Annotated in this window: 15 protein-coding genes; 6 read left to right on the forward strand and 9 right to left on the reverse strand. The window is 44.1% G+C overall.

Features of this window, described 5'->3' with window-relative positions; genetic code table 11:
• Positions 1 to 16 precede the first annotated feature (16 nt).
• The 4 genes from IPJ71_02955 to IPJ71_02970 all read right to left on the reverse strand — a co-directional run bounded on the left by IPJ71_02955 (position 17) and on the right by IPJ71_02970 (position 4,963).
• The gene (locus IPJ71_02955; protein MBK7842644.1) at positions 17 to 2,113 is read right to left on the reverse strand and encodes a cyclic nucleotide-binding domain-containing protein; all 2,097 of its coding nucleotides are present in this window, start codon (positions 2,111 to 2,113) and stop codon (positions 17 to 19) included.
• Entirely contained in the window at positions 2,110 to 2,892 is a 783-nt protein-coding gene (locus IPJ71_02960) for a hypothetical protein (GenBank protein ID MBK7842645.1), read from the reverse strand. Before IPJ71_02960 ends, IPJ71_02955 begins: the two co-directional genes overlap by 4 nt.
• Positions 2,893 to 2,900: 8 nt before the next feature.
• Positions 2,901 to 3,506, reverse strand: coding sequence for a hypothetical protein (locus IPJ71_02965; GenBank protein MBK7842646.1), 606 nt, complete (start codon positions 3,504 to 3,506; stop codon positions 2,901 to 2,903).
• A gap of 86 nt (positions 3,507 to 3,592) precedes the next feature.
• Entirely contained in the window at positions 3,593 to 4,963 is a 1,371-nt protein-coding gene (locus tag IPJ71_02970) for a hypothetical protein (GenBank protein ID MBK7842647.1), read from the reverse strand.
• A gap of 370 nt (positions 4,964 to 5,333) precedes the next feature.
• On the opposite strand from IPJ71_02970, the gene IPJ71_02975 reads away from it, so the two are divergent.
• Complete coding sequence (locus tag IPJ71_02975) at positions 5,334 to 6,917, forward strand: hypothetical protein (GenBank protein ID MBK7842648.1); 1,584 nt, start codon at positions 5,334 to 5,336, stop codon at positions 6,915 to 6,917.
• 313 nt (positions 6,918 to 7,230) lie between these two features.
• Here the strand turns inward: IPJ71_02975 and IPJ71_02980 are convergent, their stop codons facing one another.
• The 4 genes from IPJ71_02980 to IPJ71_02995 form a co-directional block, all read right to left on the reverse strand.
• The gene (locus IPJ71_02980; protein MBK7842649.1) at positions 7,231 to 7,902 is read right to left on the reverse strand and encodes a hypothetical protein; all 672 of its coding nucleotides are present in this window, start codon (positions 7,900 to 7,902) and stop codon (positions 7,231 to 7,233) included.
• 478 nt (positions 7,903 to 8,380) lie between these two features.
• A complete protein-coding gene (locus IPJ71_02985; GenBank protein MBK7842650.1) occupies positions 8,381 to 9,943 on the reverse strand; it encodes a serine/threonine protein kinase in 1,563 nt (520 codons plus the stop codon).
• A 198-nt stretch (positions 9,944 to 10,141) separates the two neighbouring features.
• Positions 10,142 to 10,726: a PilZ domain-containing protein gene (locus tag IPJ71_02990; protein MBK7842651.1), complete on the reverse strand. Its 585-nt coding sequence runs from the start codon at positions 10,724 to 10,726 to the stop codon at positions 10,142 to 10,144.
• Between the two features lie 285 nt (positions 10,727 to 11,011).
• Entirely contained in the window at positions 11,012 to 12,814 is a 1,803-nt protein-coding gene (locus IPJ71_02995) for a penicillin-insensitive murein endopeptidase (GenBank protein MBK7842652.1), read from the reverse strand.
• A gap of 545 nt (positions 12,815 to 13,359) precedes the next feature.
• Between IPJ71_02995 and IPJ71_03000 the strand changes: the two genes are divergently transcribed.
• The 4 genes from IPJ71_03000 to IPJ71_03015 all read left to right on the forward strand — a co-directional run bounded on the left by IPJ71_03000 (position 13,360) and on the right by IPJ71_03015 (position 19,457).
• Complete coding sequence (locus IPJ71_03000; GenBank protein MBK7842653.1) at positions 13,360 to 14,838, forward strand: hypothetical protein; 1,479 nt, start codon at positions 13,360 to 13,362, stop codon at positions 14,836 to 14,838.
• Positions 14,828 to 16,252, forward strand: coding sequence for a hypothetical protein (locus IPJ71_03005; GenBank protein MBK7842654.1), 1,425 nt, complete (start codon positions 14,828 to 14,830; stop codon positions 16,250 to 16,252). The genes IPJ71_03000 and IPJ71_03005 overlap by 11 nt, the downstream gene beginning before the upstream one ends.
• Positions 16,253 to 16,823: 571 nt before the next feature.
• Positions 16,824 to 18,704 (forward strand): hypothetical protein, encoded by a 1,881-nt coding sequence (locus IPJ71_03010; GenBank protein MBK7842655.1) that lies wholly within the window; start codon positions 16,824 to 16,826, stop codon positions 18,702 to 18,704.
• A 27-nt stretch (positions 18,705 to 18,731) separates the two neighbouring features.
• The gene (locus IPJ71_03015) at positions 18,732 to 19,457 is read left to right on the forward strand and encodes a hypothetical protein (GenBank protein MBK7842656.1); all 726 of its coding nucleotides are present in this window, start codon (positions 18,732 to 18,734) and stop codon (positions 19,455 to 19,457) included.
• A 9-nt stretch (positions 19,458 to 19,466) separates the two neighbouring features.
• Here the strand turns inward: IPJ71_03015 and ddlA are convergent, their stop codons facing one another.
• Entirely contained in the window at positions 19,467 to 20,576 is a 1,110-nt protein-coding gene (gene ddlA / locus IPJ71_03020; GenBank protein ID MBK7842657.1) for a D-alanine--D-alanine ligase, read from the reverse strand.
• A 357-nt stretch (positions 20,577 to 20,933) separates the two neighbouring features.
• Here ddlA and IPJ71_03025 point away from each other — a divergent pair, with 357 nt between their 5' ends.
• Entirely contained in the window at positions 20,934 to 22,028 is a 1,095-nt protein-coding gene (locus IPJ71_03025) for a hypothetical protein (protein MBK7842658.1), read from the forward strand.
• Positions 22,029 to 22,042 lie beyond the last annotated feature (14 nt).

Raw genomic sequence — 22,042 nt, forward strand, 5'->3', positions numbered from 1 at the left:
AGGCGCAATTCCTCTTCTAAGAGGCTCGGGACTGGGAGGTTGAGGGTTTTCCTCTCAAAATCTCTATGTCTTCTTGAATGCGAGTTTCACTCACTGTTTCGATAAACATCGCCATTTCTATATTTTGAGTGATGATATCCCAAAAGCCCTCATTATTTATCTTCAGAACCAAGACGTTCTCCAAAGCCACGATTGAGGCCGTTCGGGAAATATCTGCAACAGAAGAAATCTCACCAAAAAAGCCTCCTTGACGAATTTTCTTGATCAGAATTCCGTTGATGACGACGCCCACTGTACCTCGAACCAAAAGATAAAACCCATCTCCTTTGCTCCCTTGATGATAGATTATCTCGTTTGCGGAAAAAACTTCAATCAGCCCCTTGCTCAAGAACAATTGAACAATATCTTCTGGAAGGTGGCGAAACATCGGTGCACTTGAGAAAAACTGAGAGACCATGATCGCATTTTTAAAATCACCAATCTCTCTCACGTATTGAGATTCGTTGCTCACTGAACGAATCAGATCTCCTGGAATTTCTAAAACATCACTTCCCTCTTCAGCAATAACTGTTGAAGTTCTTTTGACCTGCTCAATCACCGCAATTTCACCAAAAATCGATGGTGGCAAAATTTCACTAACAAATTCTTCCCTGCTTTCGATACTTCTATGAACAGACAAAGTACCTCTCAAAAGAACGTAAAGATGGTGTCCAATGTCACCCTGTAGAATTATGCAACTTCCAGTTGGAAAATGTCGCAATTTACTTCCATCCAATATTTTTCTCAGTAGCGACTCAGAAAAACAAGACAGAAGAGGAAGATCTCGTACAATATAGATCAAATTATCAGCTGTCGCAACACCACTGTCCTTCACTTTATGATGAGCTACCAACTTACGGTACGTGGACTTTAGCAGAATCTCCATGGACGTCCCAAGACTCAACATGAGATATTTCAAGAGGCTAAAAATTGAAAATAACATGAGCCCCACAAAGGCCAGTGCTCCGGCCTTTTCTCCTGCCGGCTCAGTCTGGAAGCTATAGATAACTAAACTGTAGTTTTCCACAAACACGCGCCAAACAGATATTGCAGAAACGGAAAGCCAGGCTGCCGCTAAATACGCGTAAGGAGCGAGTGCGCCACTCTGTGGACTTAGATAGATTTCATCATGTAATAAACTAAAAATATTCTTGTCCCTGTAATAGTGGGTGACTTGATTAAGACCATCGTCATCCCATAGGGCTTTAAAATAAAGAGAGATTTCGCTCTCACTGTAAAACGGATTGAGCTCAATCAGAGCAAGAACCGCCGCAACAAATACGGATTGATCAAAGAATTCAGAATTAGGCGCAAGCAAATGAATCCCATAGATGAAAGAGAAATAACACAGGATTAGGCTGCCGTGAAAAATAGTAAGATACAACCGATTCGTAACCAGAAATAGCGATTCATTCCCAACCTTTAAATAGGTTCCCAGTAAACCGAAAACAAGACGGAAATTGTAAGCCTTTCCAGCCAAAAAAAGTAACAGAAGAGTCTTCAGAAGTGATTTAGCGCTCAGCAAAATACTCGATAGCCCGAAGACATAAAGAACACCTAACGCATAACTTCCTTCAACCCTTAGAAACTTAACATTCAAAAATTCCGAATCCATACTCTGCATGCCAAGAATAGCAAGAGTTATGGTCGTTATCGATATGAAATAAAAAACCAGTGGGTGTGTCCCTTCATTGCTGATTCTTTGGCCAAAATAAATCTCAGCCAAAGGACGATAAAATATTGATTTTCCCGAATCAATGAACCTGGAATTCGATTTGGAATAATGCAGCTCTGATCCGTTCTCAAAAAAACCCTTCTCCTTGAGTCGGTAAACAGCTCCAAAAATAGTTTTAAAATGAACCACACCTTGCCGCTTGTATATCTTCTCAACTATTTCCCTCATTGAACGCTGACCGTTACAGAGAATAAGGAGATCAGCTAGCTCGATCGGAAGTATAATCTGTCGATGTTTTTTTTCTGATTCAAAAACTAACTTTGCGCCCTGCGGAGTCACTCGGCCCGTTACCAGTTTCGGACGAAAATTGTCGAAATCATGGCGATCACCTTCTCTCATTCCCTGATCCTCTGGTATTCCTGAAGTGCCTCAGTGAGATTGACGAGCAAATTTTTGAGTCCCTGCGATTGGCTTTCAATATTGGACACAAAAATCAAGAGATCATACAACAGAGCTTCTCTAATTCTCTGCCCGGGTATGGTGTCTTTGGTTTTTACGCAATACACAGGGGATCCATGTCTGTACAGAAATATGCGAGTTCCATAGATTGACACTTCAGCCAAAGGCATATTCAAGTCTGTACCTGGAAAGATAGTTAATGCCTCTCCAGTCATTCCGACCCACAACTCGTGAGTTCCGATATCTAAATGAGCGGCTTCCTTGGCCAAGATCTTTCTCATCTTTAATCCCAAAAATCCAGGTTTCAACAACAAATTGAGGCGAACAAAGGATTTTGAGTCCAAATCAAGAAAGCGCAAGTGTCGTTTGTCATATCCAGCCGCGACAATCAGCGAACGTTGGGTAATAACTCCGTCGGCCCAAACCAATTCTAAATCAATTTCATTTCCTACAGTGGACCGTAAATAATCAAAGCTATCTATCAAGCAAATTCCGCCTAAACTGATGTCCTGAACTTTGATTGGCCTACCTTCAAATCGAACTTTCGGAAGAGTTTCTATGTTACCAAACTCAGGGTATTGGACTCGAGCCGTTCTTCGTCGGTCGAGCGAATTTTCAGTGGCCAAAGATTGAGTAGAGATTTTAGGTTTTTCATATTCATCTTTATGGAATTTATCCAAAAAACGTGAGATCCAACTATGAAGTCTAATGTACTCCATCGACGATTTTACCCAAATATCCAAGTTTTCAAAAGTTCTACTTTTCTATTCTCCCGAATGTAAACGATATTCTCTGGATTTTCTTCTGTCTTCTGTTCGCAAGAAAGGGTGACCTTTTCATTTCCGTTACGTAACCACAGTTGAAAGGTGCTGTCCACCCAGTCAGGCAGAGAATCCACGAGATGCAATTCTCCGAGAGAGATTGCTCTGGTGAAGGTCAGAAATCTCTCATTCTTACCTTCTATCTCTATTTCAAATTTTTTTGCGATCAAGCTTGAAAATTTCAAAACCTCAGAGGCTTGAATTGTGCTCTCTGATTCAGCGAGCGGCAGACCTATACTTCGGATATAGGTCGCCGTTTTTGTGACCTCGTCATCGGGTCCTAACCCAGATCCCTTATCAAAGACACTTTTGAGCGCCGTTTTCAACTCAGGAAATCCGCTCAGCGGCTTCCAGGATTTTTCACCTGTTTTCCAGGCTAGCCAGTGATGTCGATTGCGTATGGGAACAGACTTAAGAATAATTCCAACTTCGGCGAACTTCAATCCGTCCACTTGATGTTCTTCAACCTGATCATATAAGCTCCAGAGCTCTGTTCGCGATGTTTCACCCATTGATTTACCCACCAAAAGTTGTTGATTCTCCTCTTTCAATGCCAAAAACTCAAATGACCCATCTCAAGAAATCGTACTTTGTGAATTTAAAATGCCAAATCCGGGAAAAAATATCTTCTCTTTGTAATTTTATTCAAGCCCGTCTGGTCGTAACTTCCACCATTACTATTGAAATAATTTGGCACATCATCTAGGTCCCAAAAATCGTTGCAGCTGTCTCCAATTCCCGAACAGTTTCCGCCACCTTCAGCTCCCGACCTGTCTGGATTCACAGTGACTCCCGCTGAAGATATGTATGTCAGATAGTCCGAGTACACATCCCACTCGCGAATGTAAAGCTTGATCCGATTCTTCACCTCGTAGGCTTTGTCTAGGCAATCAAAGGTCCAAGCATCGCTCGTCTGAGAAAGTAACGTCCCGCTTCGATCGTCGATCGGATCAATAAAGTAGGGAAGTGTTGATGAGATAAGGCCAGTTCCTATATCCACGTGGTCGTGCAAACCAGAAGTTGAATAGTAATTTGCCACGGTCATTGTGTCTGAACCCTTCGGCTCATCAATGAGAGGAGGCAAATTAGTTGTATTATTTAGACCTTGAACGCCGCCCACATACTGCAGACTGCTCAGAGGAAATCCCAGATAACTGATGAGCGTCCAACCTGAGGTGCGCACATGCCCCCCGTAGCAACCAATTCGGTTGCCTCCCCATTTGCTATCAGTTCGGACAGATGTCGTAATGTTTGGTGGACCCGTGGACGGTATGCGGGTGATATTTTGGGTCATAATGTAATTTCCAAAGCAACAATTGTTTCCTCCCGAAGCAGAGCGGTCGTACACGCAGGTAGCCCCAGCAGTGGTGAGATCAAAGTTGAGTTCTCTATAATTTGGCACGGCGTTGTCTAGAGAGCATGGTCCAGCCGTGCCATCAACGACACAGTCGCTCGACACAACGGCATTTGTGCTATCGTAAGTCACATTTATTACGACGTCACTGGGGCCATATCCGATTTCTTGGTTGTAAAAATAGTAGGGAGTTATACGGAGGTAATCGCACATTCCTGTGGGGACGTTATAATGAAATTGAATTTTGTTGAAATACAGATCCAATTCATTGACTTCCACGTTGCAATCTATCGCGGACAGGGATGTTGCAAACGGAATCTTGCACTCATCTGAAAATCCAGTTGATTTGTGCGCATGAAACGGAAATTTTCCAGAATCATACAGACGAACCCAGAAATCATTATTATCAATTGATCCGATAGGGGGGTTGTTGCCTCCTCCTCCATTTCCATCGTCTCCATCATCTCCACCGTCGCCACTAGCCGCGTCGGTCGAAGCTTCTTTTGCGCAGCTACCCAATACCAAAATAGGGAGTGCAAGGATGACCAAGCACAACAGCAATTTGAGCAAAGGCCTGATCGTATTTCGGTAACAGCAAACAAATAGATACGACATCTTACGACTTCTCCTCACTATCGTCTGAATACTGCCTAAGAAGTGCAAAATCATTCCAAAGCAATATGTATACTTATCGGAATGCCACTGAGGTATTGGAGCCATTCTCCTTAAATTTTGAAAGAGACATGAGTCCTGCATCATTTTGAGGCAAGAATCTGTGCCATTCCTAACTTTTGTCTCCACAATGAATTTAATTTGAAAACGATAATCACTTTGGAAGGTGGAACCTAAAAACAACTGTTTGCCTTTCGTCCGTAGAAAAAATTAAAAAAATTGGAAATACCTGAGAATTCTTGACGTTTGGCTAGTCTCATTTTGATTAAGAAATGAATGAAAATATACGATAATACTCATGGTGAGGGATTGCATGGTGCTGTTTACAAGGCCAAACATTAAAATTATTTTGTCGCTCTTGCTTGTTTTCTGTCTTGGATCTTGCAGTTCGGGTGGTGATGACAACAGTGATGATTCTAACATTGTTTCAGAAATCGATGAAGCGACAGAGGATATCTCCAGCGACGAAGGGGGATCTTCGGATAGCCAGGCGCTCAGTGATGAAAGCAGTGAAGGTAGCGAAGAGGGTAGCGACGAATTTGCTTCTGACTATGAGGATCAGGACAAGAAGGGCGACCAAGGAAAAAGGCAAGCTGCTTCAGAAGATGGTAAGGCGGACGAGGAGTTTAGCGACGAGGAATTTGCAGATGAGGACCTTGCAGATGGCGAAAGCGACACCGACAAGGCGGATGAAACCGAGGAAGTGGCCGGCGCCGGAGACGAGGATTTTGAGGATTTTGAAGATGCAGGAGATAGCGAAGGCCAGAAAGGGAGCGCTGCGGAAGACAGTCAAGAGCTCGCCCAAAATGATGAGCCAACCCTCGAATCTCTGGATTCCCCTTCGACGGCTGAGCTCAACGAACCAGCCGAAAAGAGTGGAGACGAGAATACACCAACAACTCCTGAGCCCAGCATAGATAACCCAAAAGATTTGAATGCCGCTACCGACATTCCAAACGAGGAAACTGGAGAAGGAAACGGCCTTGCTGAACCCGCAGTGTCCTCTGAACGAGGTTGGGTTCCAGTTAAGAAAATTAGGTCCGAACCATTTCGTCAGAATGGTCGTCTGATGAACAGTGTCTATATTGTTAGAAACGATTCTGACCTTGCAGGTGTCAGCCAAAAGTTATTCGGGAAAAATAAGGCGAAGATTCTGCTGGAAGACAACCCTCACTTGGCAGGGGGTCTCAAAACAGGTGATAAGGTCTATTACAATTCGCCCCTGAGACCTGATGACTCGACGACCATGAAAGTGTCTTACGACGATGTCGGAGCTGTCGCAGAGGAGTATGTCACTCGAGTGGGCGACAACATTAGAAGCTTTTCGAAGAAATTACTTGGTTTCCCCGACGCCTGGAAAGAAGTCTGGTCCACCAATGCGAATGTCGAATCCAAGGATGTCGTAGATCAGGGCCTCACCTTGCGATACTGGAGAGATGATCTTGGCTCACTCAACACTAAACTGGCACAGGAGAATCAACCCCCCAGTTTGGATTTTGCAGAGGGAAGCGTCGCGGATGATTTCAATTCAGGCTTAGGACAAACAAAGGCTATTCCTCCACCTCCTGGACCAGATACAAATACAATGGCGAACAACAATGCGCCGTCTCCCAACATCAATCCAGCAATGCCACCCCCAGAGGTGCCTCAAGTGGCCGAAAATATTCCTCCGCCACTTCCTCCGCCGCAGCCCCTATCTGCCGAGAATCTCTCTGAACAAAGTGGGAATGGTGCCGGCGGAGAATCGTCGGGCGGAGGGTCCATTGGCAAGATCGGGGTTGGAGACAATACGACATTAATTTATATTACCCTGGGTCTCATCGCTGCAATGGCAATATTCATTAAGAGAAAGAAAGGGTCTCGCCCATCAGATATGTTTGAGGCAACCCAGGTTTAACCGGGGCGGGCCTGCTTGAATGTTGTTCCAAACTCCAAGGTTGCCTGGATGAACTAAATCTCAGTAATTCAGGATCTTCAAACATGCGTCCGGCAGCAGCGCTCCCGTTGTGAGCACTGCACCAAGCCGAACTCGATCCTGAATTACTGAGATTTAGTTCATCCAGCTCCTCGTGTCTTAGGTACAACGAATTCACCGAGGGCTTGTAGGCCAGCCAATTTGACTTTGATGAAAAAGGAACTGCCAGGGTGGTGGCTGATGCCGCCCTGGCAGTTCTGACTTTAACTGATCTATCAGTTACATCTCTGTTCGATTATCGCGGACCGATACTACCAGGACAGCATATGAGAACACCAGGATAAAACTCAAAGCACTCAGTACCTGGAATATATTCCCAAGTGATTTTGCACTCTGACCCTGGAAACTCAGTAGGATTTTCTGGAGCCGGATCCTTAGGCTGATTTTCTGGAGCCGGATCCTTAGGCTGATTTTCTGGGCCTCCTGGGTTTAAGGGGCCATAACCACCACAGCCATTGGAATCCTCGCATCCCATTTCACCAACTGATTCTCCTGGTTCCTTCGTCTCATAACCACTACATCCATTGGGGTCCTCGCATCCCATTTCACCAACTGGTTCTCCAAAACCTTGAAATGATTGGCAAGACTGCGGGATTTCTACCTTGAGAGAGTTGAATACCTGATTAACGTATCGAGTGTATCGACTAGAAAATCTGGTCACATCAGTCCGATTAAGCTTACAATATGCGCTTTCAGAGGTTTCGGCCTTTCCAAGGTGTGCATTTGCAACAAAGTCAGGATAATCATTGTTGGAACCTCTGTACGAAGCTCTGCGTCCTACGGAAACTAGGATCTTTGCTAAAAAACTAGGATCTAGTTGGGACGATTTCTCTTTTGCTGCAAAATCGCTCTTTCCGCACCCGGTTATAAACACAATTAACAGAAAAAATACTTTCGAACATTTCATTCATTACCTCCCTTTTTTAAATTTGTGCTCCCCACCTTATCGCTCTCAACCACTCATCTGTGATTCAGCTTCGCCGGAGCAACTTATCGCTTGAATAAGCAAGGTACATACCTGCCCAAACCCATTTTTTCTGATTCAAGCAAAAAGAAATGAAGAGAATCTAGTCGATTTCTGTCAAACCAATTCGATCCACCTAAATAACTACAAGTGAGGAAGCGCTGAGCACCGCAATCGTCGATTGCGCAATCGTCTAAAGTATTGACGCTGACACCAGAAGCGGATTGAATAGCTACTTCCTTTGAGGTGAGATTCAGCGTCAATACAACTTAATGTGGGTGTCTCAAATTGAGAAAGTGTGCGGTTCAGTTTCGTTTTTCATTTATCTGATAAGATTTATTATGTTTCTTTTTGTTTATGCCGTGGACCTATTTTTTGACTCGATCTTCCTTGCGCTTGAGAGTATTCAACAGATTTTCTGTCAATCAGTCATATCCACGTAGACTTCTTCTTCAAATGGCTTAATGAGCACTTTCTTAATGCCATATCCTGGATATTCTAGGGTTATCTCTGCTGATCTTTCGTCTATCACTTTAACTAGACCTGGGGTCTGAAGCCTGAGAGCCTTTCCGTTTTGATAGATCTTAGCTCCGGACGGCTTGGTTCGAATTTGTACGGTGACAGGATCTTTCGGATATTTTAGACCCAATTTTGTAATTGAGGAAGGTTCGCGATCGCCCTCCCCAGTAAACCCAAGAATTTTTTTGGTAAAATTGAGGTTATCAGACCAAAATGCGTTGATGTCCTTTCTTACCATCTTAGACCACACCATAGAAACGAGAATAAGAGATGTCCCTATTTTCCAAGAAATTGAAATTGCCTTTTTTAACTCATAATTACGCCACATGCCGCGAGCCTGTTTTTTCTTTTCGGTAATTGCCAGGCGAGAACTCCGAAATCGCTCAACTGCTTCTTGAGTATTTCCCACATTCCGCGGCTCTTCTTTGGGCCCAATAACTCCCAGAGAGTCCACGAGATCTGCATATTGGTTGAACTTCCTTTCAAATTTCTTTGGATTGATGTCTCCACCCATCTTCGCGATGTACTTTGCCAGTTTGTTATCAATGTTGCTCATTTCTTTGGCGAAAACTGTTCTAATCACTTGTTGAAAATCGTGAGATGAAAAATTTGGATAATTCGTATTTAGATATGAATTAACGTCTTTATAAAGCTCCCCAGCCGACTGGTAGCGATCCTTAACGTCTCCGGCGCAGGCCTTCGCAACAATTTCGTCCAACTCTGGCGTTACTGCTGGATTGTAGGCAATTAATCCGGAATGCTCAGGATCTCCTAGCCATCTCACGATGCCAGCATCTGGAATATCCTGATAGAACCGTCTTCCCGACAACATTTCCCAAAACACAACACCCAGAGAAAATACATCTGAGCTGTGTCTGACTTCTTCTCCTTTTGCATGCTCTGGGCTGATGTATTTTAGTTTACCCATGATTTGATCGGATTGGGTTTTTTCATTAAATTCGGAAGTACGGGCCAATCCAAAATCAATTATTTTCACTTCCCCTTCAAAATTTATCATGATGTTCTGTGGGCTTATATCTCGATGAATAATATTTAATGGTTTTCCAGACTCAGGATTTTTGCAGGTTCGAGCATACTCGAGACCGGCAGCGACAGATCTAACGATATACAGAGCGTGTTCAATCGCAATTGTCGTTTTGTGCAACATAGCGTGGTGCATGAAACGACTGAGCGGCAACCCCTTCACAAAATCCATTGCGACATAAAAATCTTCACCTTCATTGCCGCATTCATATAATGAGACAATTGAATTGTGCTTGAGCACGTTGGCCAGTGAGGCTTCCCTCTTTAACATCTTGACAGCACGTGGGTTTGTTGATTGTTCGGCACTAAGAATCTTGAGAGCAAAGAATTGCACGACGTCATTTTGCATTTTTGAAAAGGCCAAATACACTTCTCCGCTGCCACCAGCTCCCAGCTTTTCTAAAAGAGTATATTTACCCATTCTCCTTGATTCAGCCGCTGCCACTCTACCTCCGGTATTTCCCAAGAGTATTATCGGCTTTCTACCAAATGCACTTAAAATGTCTCTTCTACTTAGAGCAATGTTTAGCCCGCGGAGATTCTAACAGGAATTTGATGATATAATCAGGATCAAGGTCTGGATTGAACCCCTTTCCTTGCTTCTTGTTGAAGAATGGACTTAATCTTCAAGGGTCGTCTGAGCTTCTGCTAAGAGACTTTCAATGCATGATCGAGCCAATACATTCATTTTGATAATTCGAAGCCCGTAAAGATAAGAAGGAGATTTGTATTCAGACAAATCCTTTTTCACTACCAAGACTTTCATCGTGATTGAGACAGATCCAATTAACATTTCTAAATCTGCCACATCTCCCTTTTGCAAAATTTCAGACTGAGTTACCAAGCCAATGCCAGACAAACTTAAATTTCCCAAATATCCAGACACCACTGTCGTCAATTCAGAAGAATTAATGCGAACTAAAATTGATGTGATCAATGCTTTGCGGTCGTAAAGTCGGCGCTCACCAACAGACTCTACATCCTCCAACTCGATTGTCTGATTATTTTCTACCACTTTGTCGTCACTATCCCGACCAACCTGTCTTACCTGTGTGCCAAAATCAATCGGGTCCTTGGAAGATACAACGAAAGATTTGCCCGTATCACGGCGGAAAAAACTCTCTATCTCTAGATCGGCCACTGCCATGCTCTGACTGAGATCAATAACATCCTGAATAGTCCCGCCATTTTTTGATTTAAGCAATTGTCTCTCCTCAGTTATCGAGGCTGATCAAATCCCCACTCATTCATAAAGCAATGCTTGTGCCATTCAATGCCCACCAAAATCACTCGATTCGATCTTCAGTGTCCCATTTCTGGACATCTGATCAAGATTGCACGAAGTGTCGTCAAAATAATCAAAAACAGGCCCACCTGATTTTACCTGATTTTTTCCGTTAGGAGCGATCTTAGACGAAACCTTGCCAAAGGGCTCTTCTCTTGCCGGTTTTCATTCGTCAGGGTAAGGCCATATTTTTAGCGAGAAATCTCAGCTACATTCAGTGCCATGTGGAAGTGTTTGATCCCGGCACAATGGGTAATAGGGCGAGCATTTCAAGCGCAAATGAAAGTGGTCGTCGTGACCATCATGAGATCTCAAGGCTATGAGTACATCCTTTGCTTCATCCATGAGCCCTTGAGATTTAACCCATCCGCACATTCTCTTTTTTATTTTTTTATCTACAAAAATCCGGTTGACGTAACCGGTTGCAACCAACATTTTGAAAAACTGATAATTTTTTTCTGTATCAAAATCCTTTTTGACATCCCCCCTTTTATCCAAAACGGTTCCCCATTTTGATTCCCCGATATAAACGATATCGGCATCAAGACCATTTTGATGGGAGGAGTGGCTACCCAACTTTCCTCCTCCCTTCTTGCTGAGCGCGTTCACCCGAACAACATCCCTGTTCCCATACATCTCTTGAAACCGAAGGCTCACCTTCTTAATGATAGCAACCAATAGTCCGGATCCATAGTGCTGTTCCCTTCTCAAATCAATGATTTCGAATTCCCCATTCTCAGGCTCATCGAGAAAATTTGGACCAGAGCCAGATTCGGAGATAGATCCGCCTTCCAAGCGACGATCATTCTTCGAACAGGTTTGCTTGAGGCAGCGATTCGTCCCACAACGCGAAAAACACACGAAATAGGGCAATCCCTTGCTTTGAGCTCCCAATTTTAAATCATTCTCCTCAAGAAAAGTTCCATTCACCCGATGTGAATGGCCATCTTTATCAGGTAAAGTCTCACTCACACCTGTGACTGTCGTACCTTCACTTTTCCGCCTTTCATCACTCTTGACAAAATCGCTATCTTTGACTACTGGCTGATTTCCCTTTGGCGAAAAAGTTGGATCAGGAGATGTCGGAGCTGGATGCGGTCCTCTGCTCCGAGGGGCCTCAGGGGACTCACCAATCACGTCAATCCGATCGATCGGTTCCTTCGCACCATTGCCAGATTTATCCCCTGTTTCAGCTACACCTTTAGATGCGGGGACGCTTTCAGGTGGGAGAGATTTCTTCGACGGAGGATCTCTCTCTTTCGGCTTTCCCAAATCCCTGACCTCTTCATAAAACTTGGAGTCAACTTTATAACCAACAAATTCGCCCGCACAGCCAGTGTAGTCGTCACAACCTGAAACAATTGGGATCTGGTCGGCCTGAGGAGTTTCCAACTTTTCAGGTTTGACCTTATGGTCATTTGGAAAGACATTGGGCAGATCAAACTTCATTTGCTTGTCATTCTCATCACTAATGAATTGCTTTCTTCGGTTAACTCCATTCTCTCGATAGTAAACATCAACATAAATTGATTGACACTTTGTCGAATCAATACACTGAGCTATTGCGCGCAGACGAGAACCCAAATCCGTCGTTTGCGTTTCTTCAAGGTCCGCACGCCCTTGAGCTCCAACTCTTCCCCTCAGAAACAACGGGATCTTTTCACCTTCCGTTTCAATTGTTACACGCAACTCTATTTCCCGATTTCGTTTGTCGAAAAAAATTGAAGGTTTCACAAACCTGAGAGTATCCTTCGAGCTTGTTGTCCCGGCGATTCCGCCAGCTCCATTGTCAGAACTCTCCGGCAAGGCGGGATAGAGAAAAACTGATCCACTCTGATCTGTAAATTCCTCTTCACCAATATTTGCGTTTGTTGGTCCGGCCAGGTCCCTTGAATCGCCTGGTCTAAGCTTATCCAGTTTTGGTGTGGTCGTTTTTGGCGTACAGGCCCCAATAAATAGAAAAAGAGCCCCACCTAAAAAATAGAAAAATGTCATTCGCCAATTCATATACAGTGCTTCCCTAAAAATCATAAGAACCTATTCCGTAGTTCTTCCGCTCCATCGAAAAGCAATTTCAAGACCCAGCAGATCCTGTTAAGGCTCAGATAAATGATCAAAATGCTCACACATTTATCAATTGAATGACAAATTTTGCCCAATCAAGGGCAAAAAAAACCCTCCCCTTTACGGAGAGGGTTATATCGCAAGAGTGCTGATTCTCTCGCTCCCCCTCGAAGACGATAAAAGCCAACATCCCATCCCTTGCAATCATAAAAGGAAGACCAAAAGGTGAAATGAAACTTACCAACGTGGACGCACGAGCGAAATACACAAATCCGCACAAATGCTCACACATTGCGCATGGTATCTTTTGAAAAAACTTCCTGTTTAGGGACAGTAGGTCAAAAAGTCATAAAATAATTTTTGAGCATGAATAAATGAAGCGATAATAATCATGAATAATATTTATGATAGGTCGCCACTTCTTTGTTATTCATTTATAATCATTTGATTTTTTTCGATATTCGTAGATTTAATCAGCAGAATCAAACATGAAAAATGGGCAGGCTATGAATAGAGTTCACTCCTCAAGATTTAACAGTCGAGCGATTGTTTGGTTTTTTCTTTTCTCCCTAACGATACCTGCTTTTACGTCAATGGTGAGTGCGAGTGAGGAAATGGTTGGGAAGAAATTTGCTTCTCCTATAGACCGTTCTCACTTGAAAACTACTTTCCCGTCACTCGATGAGTTGTCTGGAAAGGGAGATTCAACCTATACGGACAGTCGAGGATACAAATACGAGATTTTCTTTCCCTCCTCTCGCCCAGGCCTTCAGACAATTATTGACGACATCAACATTGATTTGGCGAAAACGAAGATTGGAAGTTCTATTTGTTCCAGCATATTGAACCACGACCCTAGTCTAATCGAAAATCATATGTCCGTAAGTACTAAAGCAGCAAATGAGATCGCCCGCAGTTGTTTGTGGCAAGACGGACCCCACCCTAATCCGTCCCGGAATAGCCTTGTTTTCTCAAGTCCACCAGAAGTTCTGAATAAACTTAGTATCCGACCGGGCAGTAATCAGAAACGATTGTTCATTTTGGTTGTGACCGATGCACCCTCCTTCCCTTTTGATTCTTGGACCGATCCTTTTCTGAATCAGACAATTCTTTTGGTTCGACACTCGCCACAATATTCTGACCTAAATATGATTTTTCTGACTCAGCTTTTGGCCCATGAATTGGCTATTTATTTTGACGGGCGTTCGTGGCCTGGAACAAAAGAATGGTCGAATATTGAGCCGAATCGGATATTCAACAAGTACGTTGGGCCAAGCCTCAGGTCGATGAACACCGTCCTTTCCAACCCGCTGATTAGTAACGTCTTTGCCTTTATTCGCGCTTTCTATGTCGAGCGGGCTATGATTGACGATATGGTTCAAAACCAAGGATTAGAGCTACCAGATCGCTACGGTTACGACTTTAAGTCGTTTCCGTTTTTAGCAACAGATTACACGGATCAAGATCTCATTGATTTTGTCAAAACTCAGTCTGAAACGCTGCTCCCCCTTTCCCTTCCTTTAGTCGCTTGGGCGCCGAATTATCGGGCAAAGAAATGGAGAGACCTGGATGATTCTGTGGCTGGTTCTCAGAATCAACGAACAACCGATTCTACCCTGGTTCTAAAAACCTACGCTCCCGATTTCATCCAGTCATTTATTGAATCGAATCCACTCAAGGAGTTGCTTAATTTGCCTGAGCGACGATTTGGTGAGTCCGCCTGGCTAAGGACAGAGCAAGTTTTTGCGACTCTGTTTTTTCCAAATGAGTTTTCGTTCTTAATAGGAGTGGATTCGGCCCTATCGTCTAAATATCGACAGTCTGATTTCAGCGTCTTTAGATTTATGTCTGAGCCCGCTTTAAGTGGTTACAACGTCAGAGGATCTGGCGGTCCTAGACCCCGAATACGAGGGGGAGGTTTTTCTCTCAGTCTTGATAAATCAAATCAGTTGGCTCATGAACAATAGCGGTGCTCACCCTTATCAGCCTAATTTGACGTCAACAGATATCATTCACAACATGAGATCTCAGACGGAACGTCTGATCCAAAACGGAGACTTAGACCTTGCAACAGAATGCATTGAATATTTTGAACCAAAAACGCTGGCTGAACGTAGACTAAAGGAACATTTGCGTGGCCTTGTTTATGAGTACTCGGGAAATCTCGAAAGGGCCTATTCTTCCTATTTGTTGGCACTTGAAAAATATGGAGAAAATGTCAATCTCATTCGAGATCTGGCCAGCGCTTGTTATCAGCTCGATCTTGTAACAAAATGGCGCTTCTACCATCAAATGCTGAGACGGTCTTTGGCTGATTTGGGAGATGCTCTCTCTGTTGAATCACGGATTTCCTGTACCCTGCAGGTCGGGAAATACATGGAGGAGGACGGAGATCTCAGTGGCGGGCTTGCTGTTTATGAGGAATGTTTTGAATTTGTGAAGTCCGTGCGCAATCAAGAAGACCGTAGACTCTTGTATTTGCGAACTCTCCCGCAGATTGTAAGGTTAAAGTCCCATTTTAATCATACGGAGAAAATGGGATTTTATTATTCTGAGTTAATCAGCATTAATAGGTCTGATTGCCCGAAACCCCTAGATACCGAAGTCCAACACAGTCTTATGCTTGCTGAAATATACTTGGTTGGTATAAATCACGCCTGGGCCCGGGCCCAAACTCTTCTTGAAGACAACAGTCTCTTAGAAAGTGATCGCCGCCTCATCTACTTCGACTTTCTGGAAGAAATGCTCATTCGCGGCGAGTGTATCACCGAAAGCATGCGCTCCTATCAACAGCTTTGCCTTCATGCGAATTCTTTTGAAGCCGAGATCTCTGTTCTCGCTTTCAATCCGGAAAGCGCGAGGGATTTGGCAGAACTATCGGGATTAGCATGTGTCCTTTCCTGGTCCTGCTACTTACGAATTCTGATTCTTTATTTTGGACGCACGCAAGATGGAATTCTCATTGATGAGCTCCGAAATAAAATTAACCTTATTTTGAGTTCCTTACCTTCGTCGGAGGCAAAAGGATTCTGGCTCAACAGAATGAAACCTTATCTTGGTGCCGGAGATCTCATTATCAATTTTTCTCGAGAGGCACGAACGGTCATATTCCAGAACAAGGAAGTTGATCTCTCTCGGAAAAAGGGAATGCTCATCTTGCTTGATGCCATGACAGACGAATCGGAAAAATCAGTTGATGAAATGATTCGCCTTCTGTGGAATTGCGATTATTCTCCGGAAAACTATCACAGGCTGAGAATGACTGTGCACCGACTCAATCAAGTCCTCTATGATTTGACTGCCATTCCAAAGGTATTTGAAATCAGCGCAGATCGCATCACCGTAAAACCCTCAGTCATTCTCGAATTTTTGGTAAACTGAATAAAAAAGGACGATGTGAAGCATCCGTGCTTCAGGATGTCTTCCTGTACGACATCGCCCCCCCATCGCCTAATGCTAGCTTTTTTCGAACTGAGTTCAAGATATTTTTACATAGTGAGTTGAAAAAAATATAATATTGACCCTAAGAGGTGGGTATTTAGACCCGAATACAGGGTCAAGAGACGTGCTCTTGACCCTGTTGGAAAACAGACGGATGACCTCTCATAGAAATTTGATCTATGAGACGATCACCTCCGCCTTGGGTTGATAACCTTGTTTGTCCATAGGCTTCACCTCCTTCCGCGGTTCGCTAGAACCTACTGTGCTTTCCAGTCTACCCAAAGTCAGTCTGATTGCCTAGTGCGCGGCCATCATGAACTTCATTTCCATGATTCAAAAAAACAAATCAGACAAATGTCCAGCCAGGTGATCGAATTCATCGGCCTTCGCAAACTGAATTTCAATTATTTGGAGATTGATATCCTCAATACTCGCGCCTAGCATGGACGTTGTGATTTGGCACAAAAACTGTATGGATGGACAGTATGTAACCAATTTACGAAGGGAATGTATGATCCGTCAGCAAAAGAAAAAAGAGGTTCCGGACGGCATCTCTGATTATTCAGTTTCTGGATATGTCAGAAGCGTTTTTAGAGTCGTTTTACTGCCGTTCATCGTATTCGCATTAGACTTTTCGACCACAGGCCTGAGCGCGGCAGGCTCCTGTCGCGAGAACCTGGGGCTCCTCTCCAGAAACTCTGCTTCTGATGTCGCTTCTTTATCCTCCGACATTTCCACTCGGTTTCCTCTTACCTTTTCTGAATTTGAGGCCTCGCGCAATACTTGGGAGCCTCTCGTCAACCGCCAGCGCACACAGCTTCTGAAGTGGTCCGATCGAAGAGACACCGGAGAGCCCGTTCTCTTCATTGTTGTTCCATCTCTCAATTTTGACCCTGCAGAGATAGGACCGATCATCGGAACAGCCCACTACGAACAGCGAGCCCTTTGGTCTTTGCTTCGGGCAGCTGAACAAAACGTGCGAGTTCTTTTCGTCTCTTCATCAGCAGTGCCTCAAACCTCTCTTGATGAGCTCTTTGCTGGATTTTCACAGAGTGAAATTGATGAAATAAAGAGTCGTACAGAGATGATTGCTTTAAATGATAAAAGAATTGACTACTTAAGTGATAAAATTGCCGATTCACCTGAGGCATTGGCTCAAATACAACGGGCCTCAAAGAGGCTCCTCAACGGTCAAGAACCAACAGCAGAAAATACCTTTCTCAGCGGATTCGTAAATGAATCAAGCATGAGCAGATTGTCCGCCGCACTCCATCTTCCTCTTACGGGAATGCATCCCGCATTAGAAATTCTTAACTCTAAACAGGGCAACAGGGTCATTGCCAGAGAATCTAAGATCCCGTTTGCCGGAGGCACTGATTCTAATTTCACCATCGACGAGATCGTGCAATCCATTGATGAGCGTTATATCGAAATGAAGGGCAGAGGAAGTTGTTTTATTAAGGCCAACTACGGGGCCAGCGGACAGGGAATCATCAAGATCGAATTTCGTAACGCCATAGATACAGATACAGATACATATGCAGATAGCGCAAGCAAGGCAGGTTCAAACATTGTCCTGGCTTTGAATCCCCGGGACAGCGAAAAAAACCGCAGGAAAGAGATTTTGGCATTGCTCCAGCGCCACTCAGAAGACAATTCCTCATTAAAAAATGTTCTTTCGCGCGCGGAAATACTTGGTGTGGTCATTGAATCTGGAATTGTCCACACACGAGCCCCAAGTGTGCAGCTTGAGATCCTCGCTGACCAAAGAGTTGTGCCCTTGTCCACTCATATGCAGGATATGGATGGGCCGGTCTACAAAGGAGCCTCTCAGCCGGCCTACGGCGATATAGAGCTTGAGTCCAAGCTCATGTCCTATGCCGTGAAGTATGCTGAAACTCTCGCTCGCTACGGAGTTGTAGGAAGAATCGGATTGGATTTTTTTGAGGTTGAAAAAAACGAAGAGATTGACTTCATTTTTGGAGAAGCAAATATCAGAGAGGGAGGAACAACCCATCCTTGGGAAACGGTAGCGAGATTCCTTCGCGCAAGCTATGATGCCAACAGAAGAGCCTTGATCTCCTCTGTGACAGGTCAACCTGTTTTCTATAAAATGACGGATAACTTTGTTGATAGGGAAAGCTTCCAGAATCTCTCTTTACTGGAGCTTTGGGCCGAATTCAAAAAGGACTCCGAATACCCATCAATGGAAGCTAATAGAGTAATGGGAACGGGTGTTAAGTTCCACATGATGTCTGCCTTACCTGAGTTTGGAAAAATAGGATTTACTGCTTTTGCACGATCAAAACAGGAAGCTGCGGATCTTTTTGAGAAAGCCAAACGAGTGCTGCTTCGATCCGCAAAGCGACTTCGAGAGAAATCGGAGAATTAAATTGACCCTTCATTGGAGCGAAGGAATTTGACGGATATCAATGAAAGTCTTCTCAGACACATTGGCGGAATAGGATTGATGCATCTCACCTGGAGCCGCCGAATCAGCGAGCTTTCTTTAGAGCTGGCCAGCTTTCTTCGTGAGCATGAAAACTTGCATTTGGCACCACAGGAGTACCGAGTTCCCGAAATATCCGTCGATTCATCTTGTTCATGGAAAATGTTACCTCATCCTTTTGATTTGAAGTGGGTATTTCAATTCAACGAAAAAAGCCAACTTCGCCTTAATCGTCTTTACTCGGGTCTCCACTGGCTTCAAGGAAAAACTCAGCTCGATTGGCTCGGCATTTACCAAGAACAGGCGAATCTTCTCCTCCCCAGTTATCTTAACGATTTTTATGGAAATGACCCAAGTGCTCCTTTTTTAGTTAAAATTTGCTATCTTGGCGCTCCAAGTCGGGCAATTTTTCCTCTCAACGATGAATATGCAAGGCGAAGTAACAATTGCTCGACCTACATCAGCAGAAATCACGCGCTGATTCAAAATCTGGATCAGCAGCTGGGCCAAGCTCTTCCCTATTATGAATGCGATTCAAGAGTCAAAAGTGAACTTTGTTTGCCTTTGACTTCGCAAGGAAGTCTTGTTGGTGTTTTAGATACGGAGTCATTTTCAAAGGACTTCTTTGTTCCGGAAAGAGTATTGCCCTGTTTGGCTTTGGCCGAATTAATTAATGACAGCGGTCTGCTCAGCTAAGCGAGAGACTCAGTCTCTGGAAGAATAGTCCGTCTGTAATCTTCGATTCTTCTTATCTCGATCGATAGCTAAATAAATCAACTTTTCGATAAGCTCACCATAAGGCACCCCCGAGGCTTTCCAGAGGGTGGGATACATGCTGATCTTTGTAAAGCCAGGCAAAGTATTAATCTCATTTACCAGAAAGCGTTCATCCTGAGTCATAAAAAAATCTACACGCGCCAAGCCGGCCGCTTCAAGAACCTGAAAGGTCTTTAAAGCAAGCTCTTGAACCTCTTTTAACTGAGTCGAACTTAAAGCTGCCGGTACGACGAGGTCGGCTCCATTCTCATCGACATATTTTGCTTCGTAGGAATAAAAATCTCCCTTGGGAATGATCTCGCCCGCCACCGATGCCGTTGGAGGATCGCCATCTAACACCGCGATTTCAATCTCACGGACGATCTCCCCCTTTTCAATTAAGATTTTGTTATCAAAGAGAAATGCCTCATGAATGGCTCGATCCAATTCTTTCGGGTTTTCCGCTTTGTTCACGCCTATAGAAGAACCCATATTCGCAGGCTTAACAAAAACTCGAGGGCCCAGCTCGTCCATAATTTTTTTGGAATTCCATTCCCCCATGCTTCGACGGCGATCTAAAGTTATCCACGGCAGAACAGGAAGTCCCGCATCACGAAGCAGTCGCTTCATCACATCCTTGTCCATCCCAACGGCGGAGCCCAAAACATCTGAGCCTACAAAAGGAATGTCCACGAGTCTCAGCAATCCCTGGACAGTCCCATCCTCCCCCATCGGTCCGTGGAGGACTGGGAACATCACATCTACATCCAACGGCATTCGAGAACTTGCGACCAATGGAGCCTCCCCTGAGCCCGGATTAATGGCAACAGGCTGCCCCTTAACGTCTAATTTTATCAATTTTGGATTCTGACTCGATAAGAACAATTTGGCTGAATCGTCCAAATGCCATTGACCCATTTTATCAACGCCAATCATAACGACCTCGAATTTGTTCTTATCTATCTCATCTATTATGTTACGCGCTGAGAGCAAAGAGATCTCATGTTCTGCTGATTTTCCGCCAAATAGTATCCCGACACGAATTTTTTTGTTTTTCATGGACCCATTTTACCATCTCAACTTGAGAGGGGAAACTACTCAAAGCGCACTCTTCAAATCATCTGCTCTGTTTTCATTTGAGATACCTCTGTCTCACTGACCCCGATATCCAAGAAAATGCAAATTTATTAACCAAGTAAATTCAAGTGGTTGCACGTATCAAATTGAATGCTTTTTGGGTAATTCCAGAAGTTCTGGGGACTTGAAGAGATTTCTGTTATGACGCATCGAGCTTCAGAAATCAGGACATCGGTCGATAAGTGAGTATCTGTTGCATGTAATCTCCTGTTACCACCAAGTTCCCGCAAAAGCTGGACGTATTTCATTGGGCCAAAAACCCAAACAGGGGGCATTTTTATGAAAAGAACAGGCGCATGCTACAGCATTATCATTATTGCTGGTGTTCTTTTAGGTAGTTTTGGGTGTGAGAAAAACGCACCTTCATTTTCTCTTCTTCCTGATTCAGAGATATTCTTTCAGAATTCGGGGGCCGTCTCTCCAAAGATAGATTTACTATGGGTCGTCGACAACTCAGGGTCCATGCACAGCTCCCAGGTAAATGTAGCTGACAACTTCTCAAGCTTTATCACTGACTTCTCTTCTCGAGGATTTGATTATCGCATGGCTGTAGTTGCAACCGATGCCTATCGTCAGTTGTTCACTGGCAGTCCAACTGTCTCACTCTTCAAATCTGCGGGTGGCACCTCAATTATCACTCCAAGCACTCCTGACATTAACAATGTGTTCATCGACAATATCATGGTTGGCACCGCAGGCTATGGTGATGAGCGAGCACTTCAGAGTTTCAAAGTTGCTATGGATAATCCTGCAAACAGTGGCCTCTTGCGCCCCGATAGCTTTTTCGCAATCATCATTGTTGGAGATGAAGACGACTTCTCGCACGATGGCAGCGACTACATAAAAAATCAATATTCGGCGTACACAGACCCTCTTCACGTTAAATACAACAGCGCCAAAAATCACACTATCACAAAATACATGGAGTACCTTGAAACTCTCACCGGATCTTCTGGAGCTACAAAGCGCTTTAGCGTAAACTCAATCGTCATAAAAAACGAGGACGCTTCATGCCTCAGCCAACTCACCGGCGGCGGTCAACAATATGGCATTCGCAATCAAGGTCTTGCCGAAGCTTCTGGTGGAGTTGTCGGAAGTCTATGTGGCGATTTTTCAGTTGAACTAAAGAAAATTTCTGAAAACATTTTAACGCTCTCAACACAATTCTTTCTGAAGCGACTGCCAATTCCTGAAAGCATCGTGGTTTCTATCAACGGTGTGAGTATACCAAACCTGAGTGCTAACCCTGGGCCCTTGTCTGGTGGCTGGACCTACAATGCTGAAGCAAATAGCATTCTGTTTTATGGAGACTACATTCCTGCGGCAGGAGCTCAGATCTCAATCGACTTCGATCCAGCTAATCTTGAAATCTGATTGGCCGTGTTGGG

The sequence above is a fragment of the Bdellovibrionales bacterium genome, assembly GCA_016714165.1.
Lineage (GTDB): Bacteria > Bdellovibrionota > Bdellovibrionia > Bdellovibrionales > UBA1609 > JADJVA01.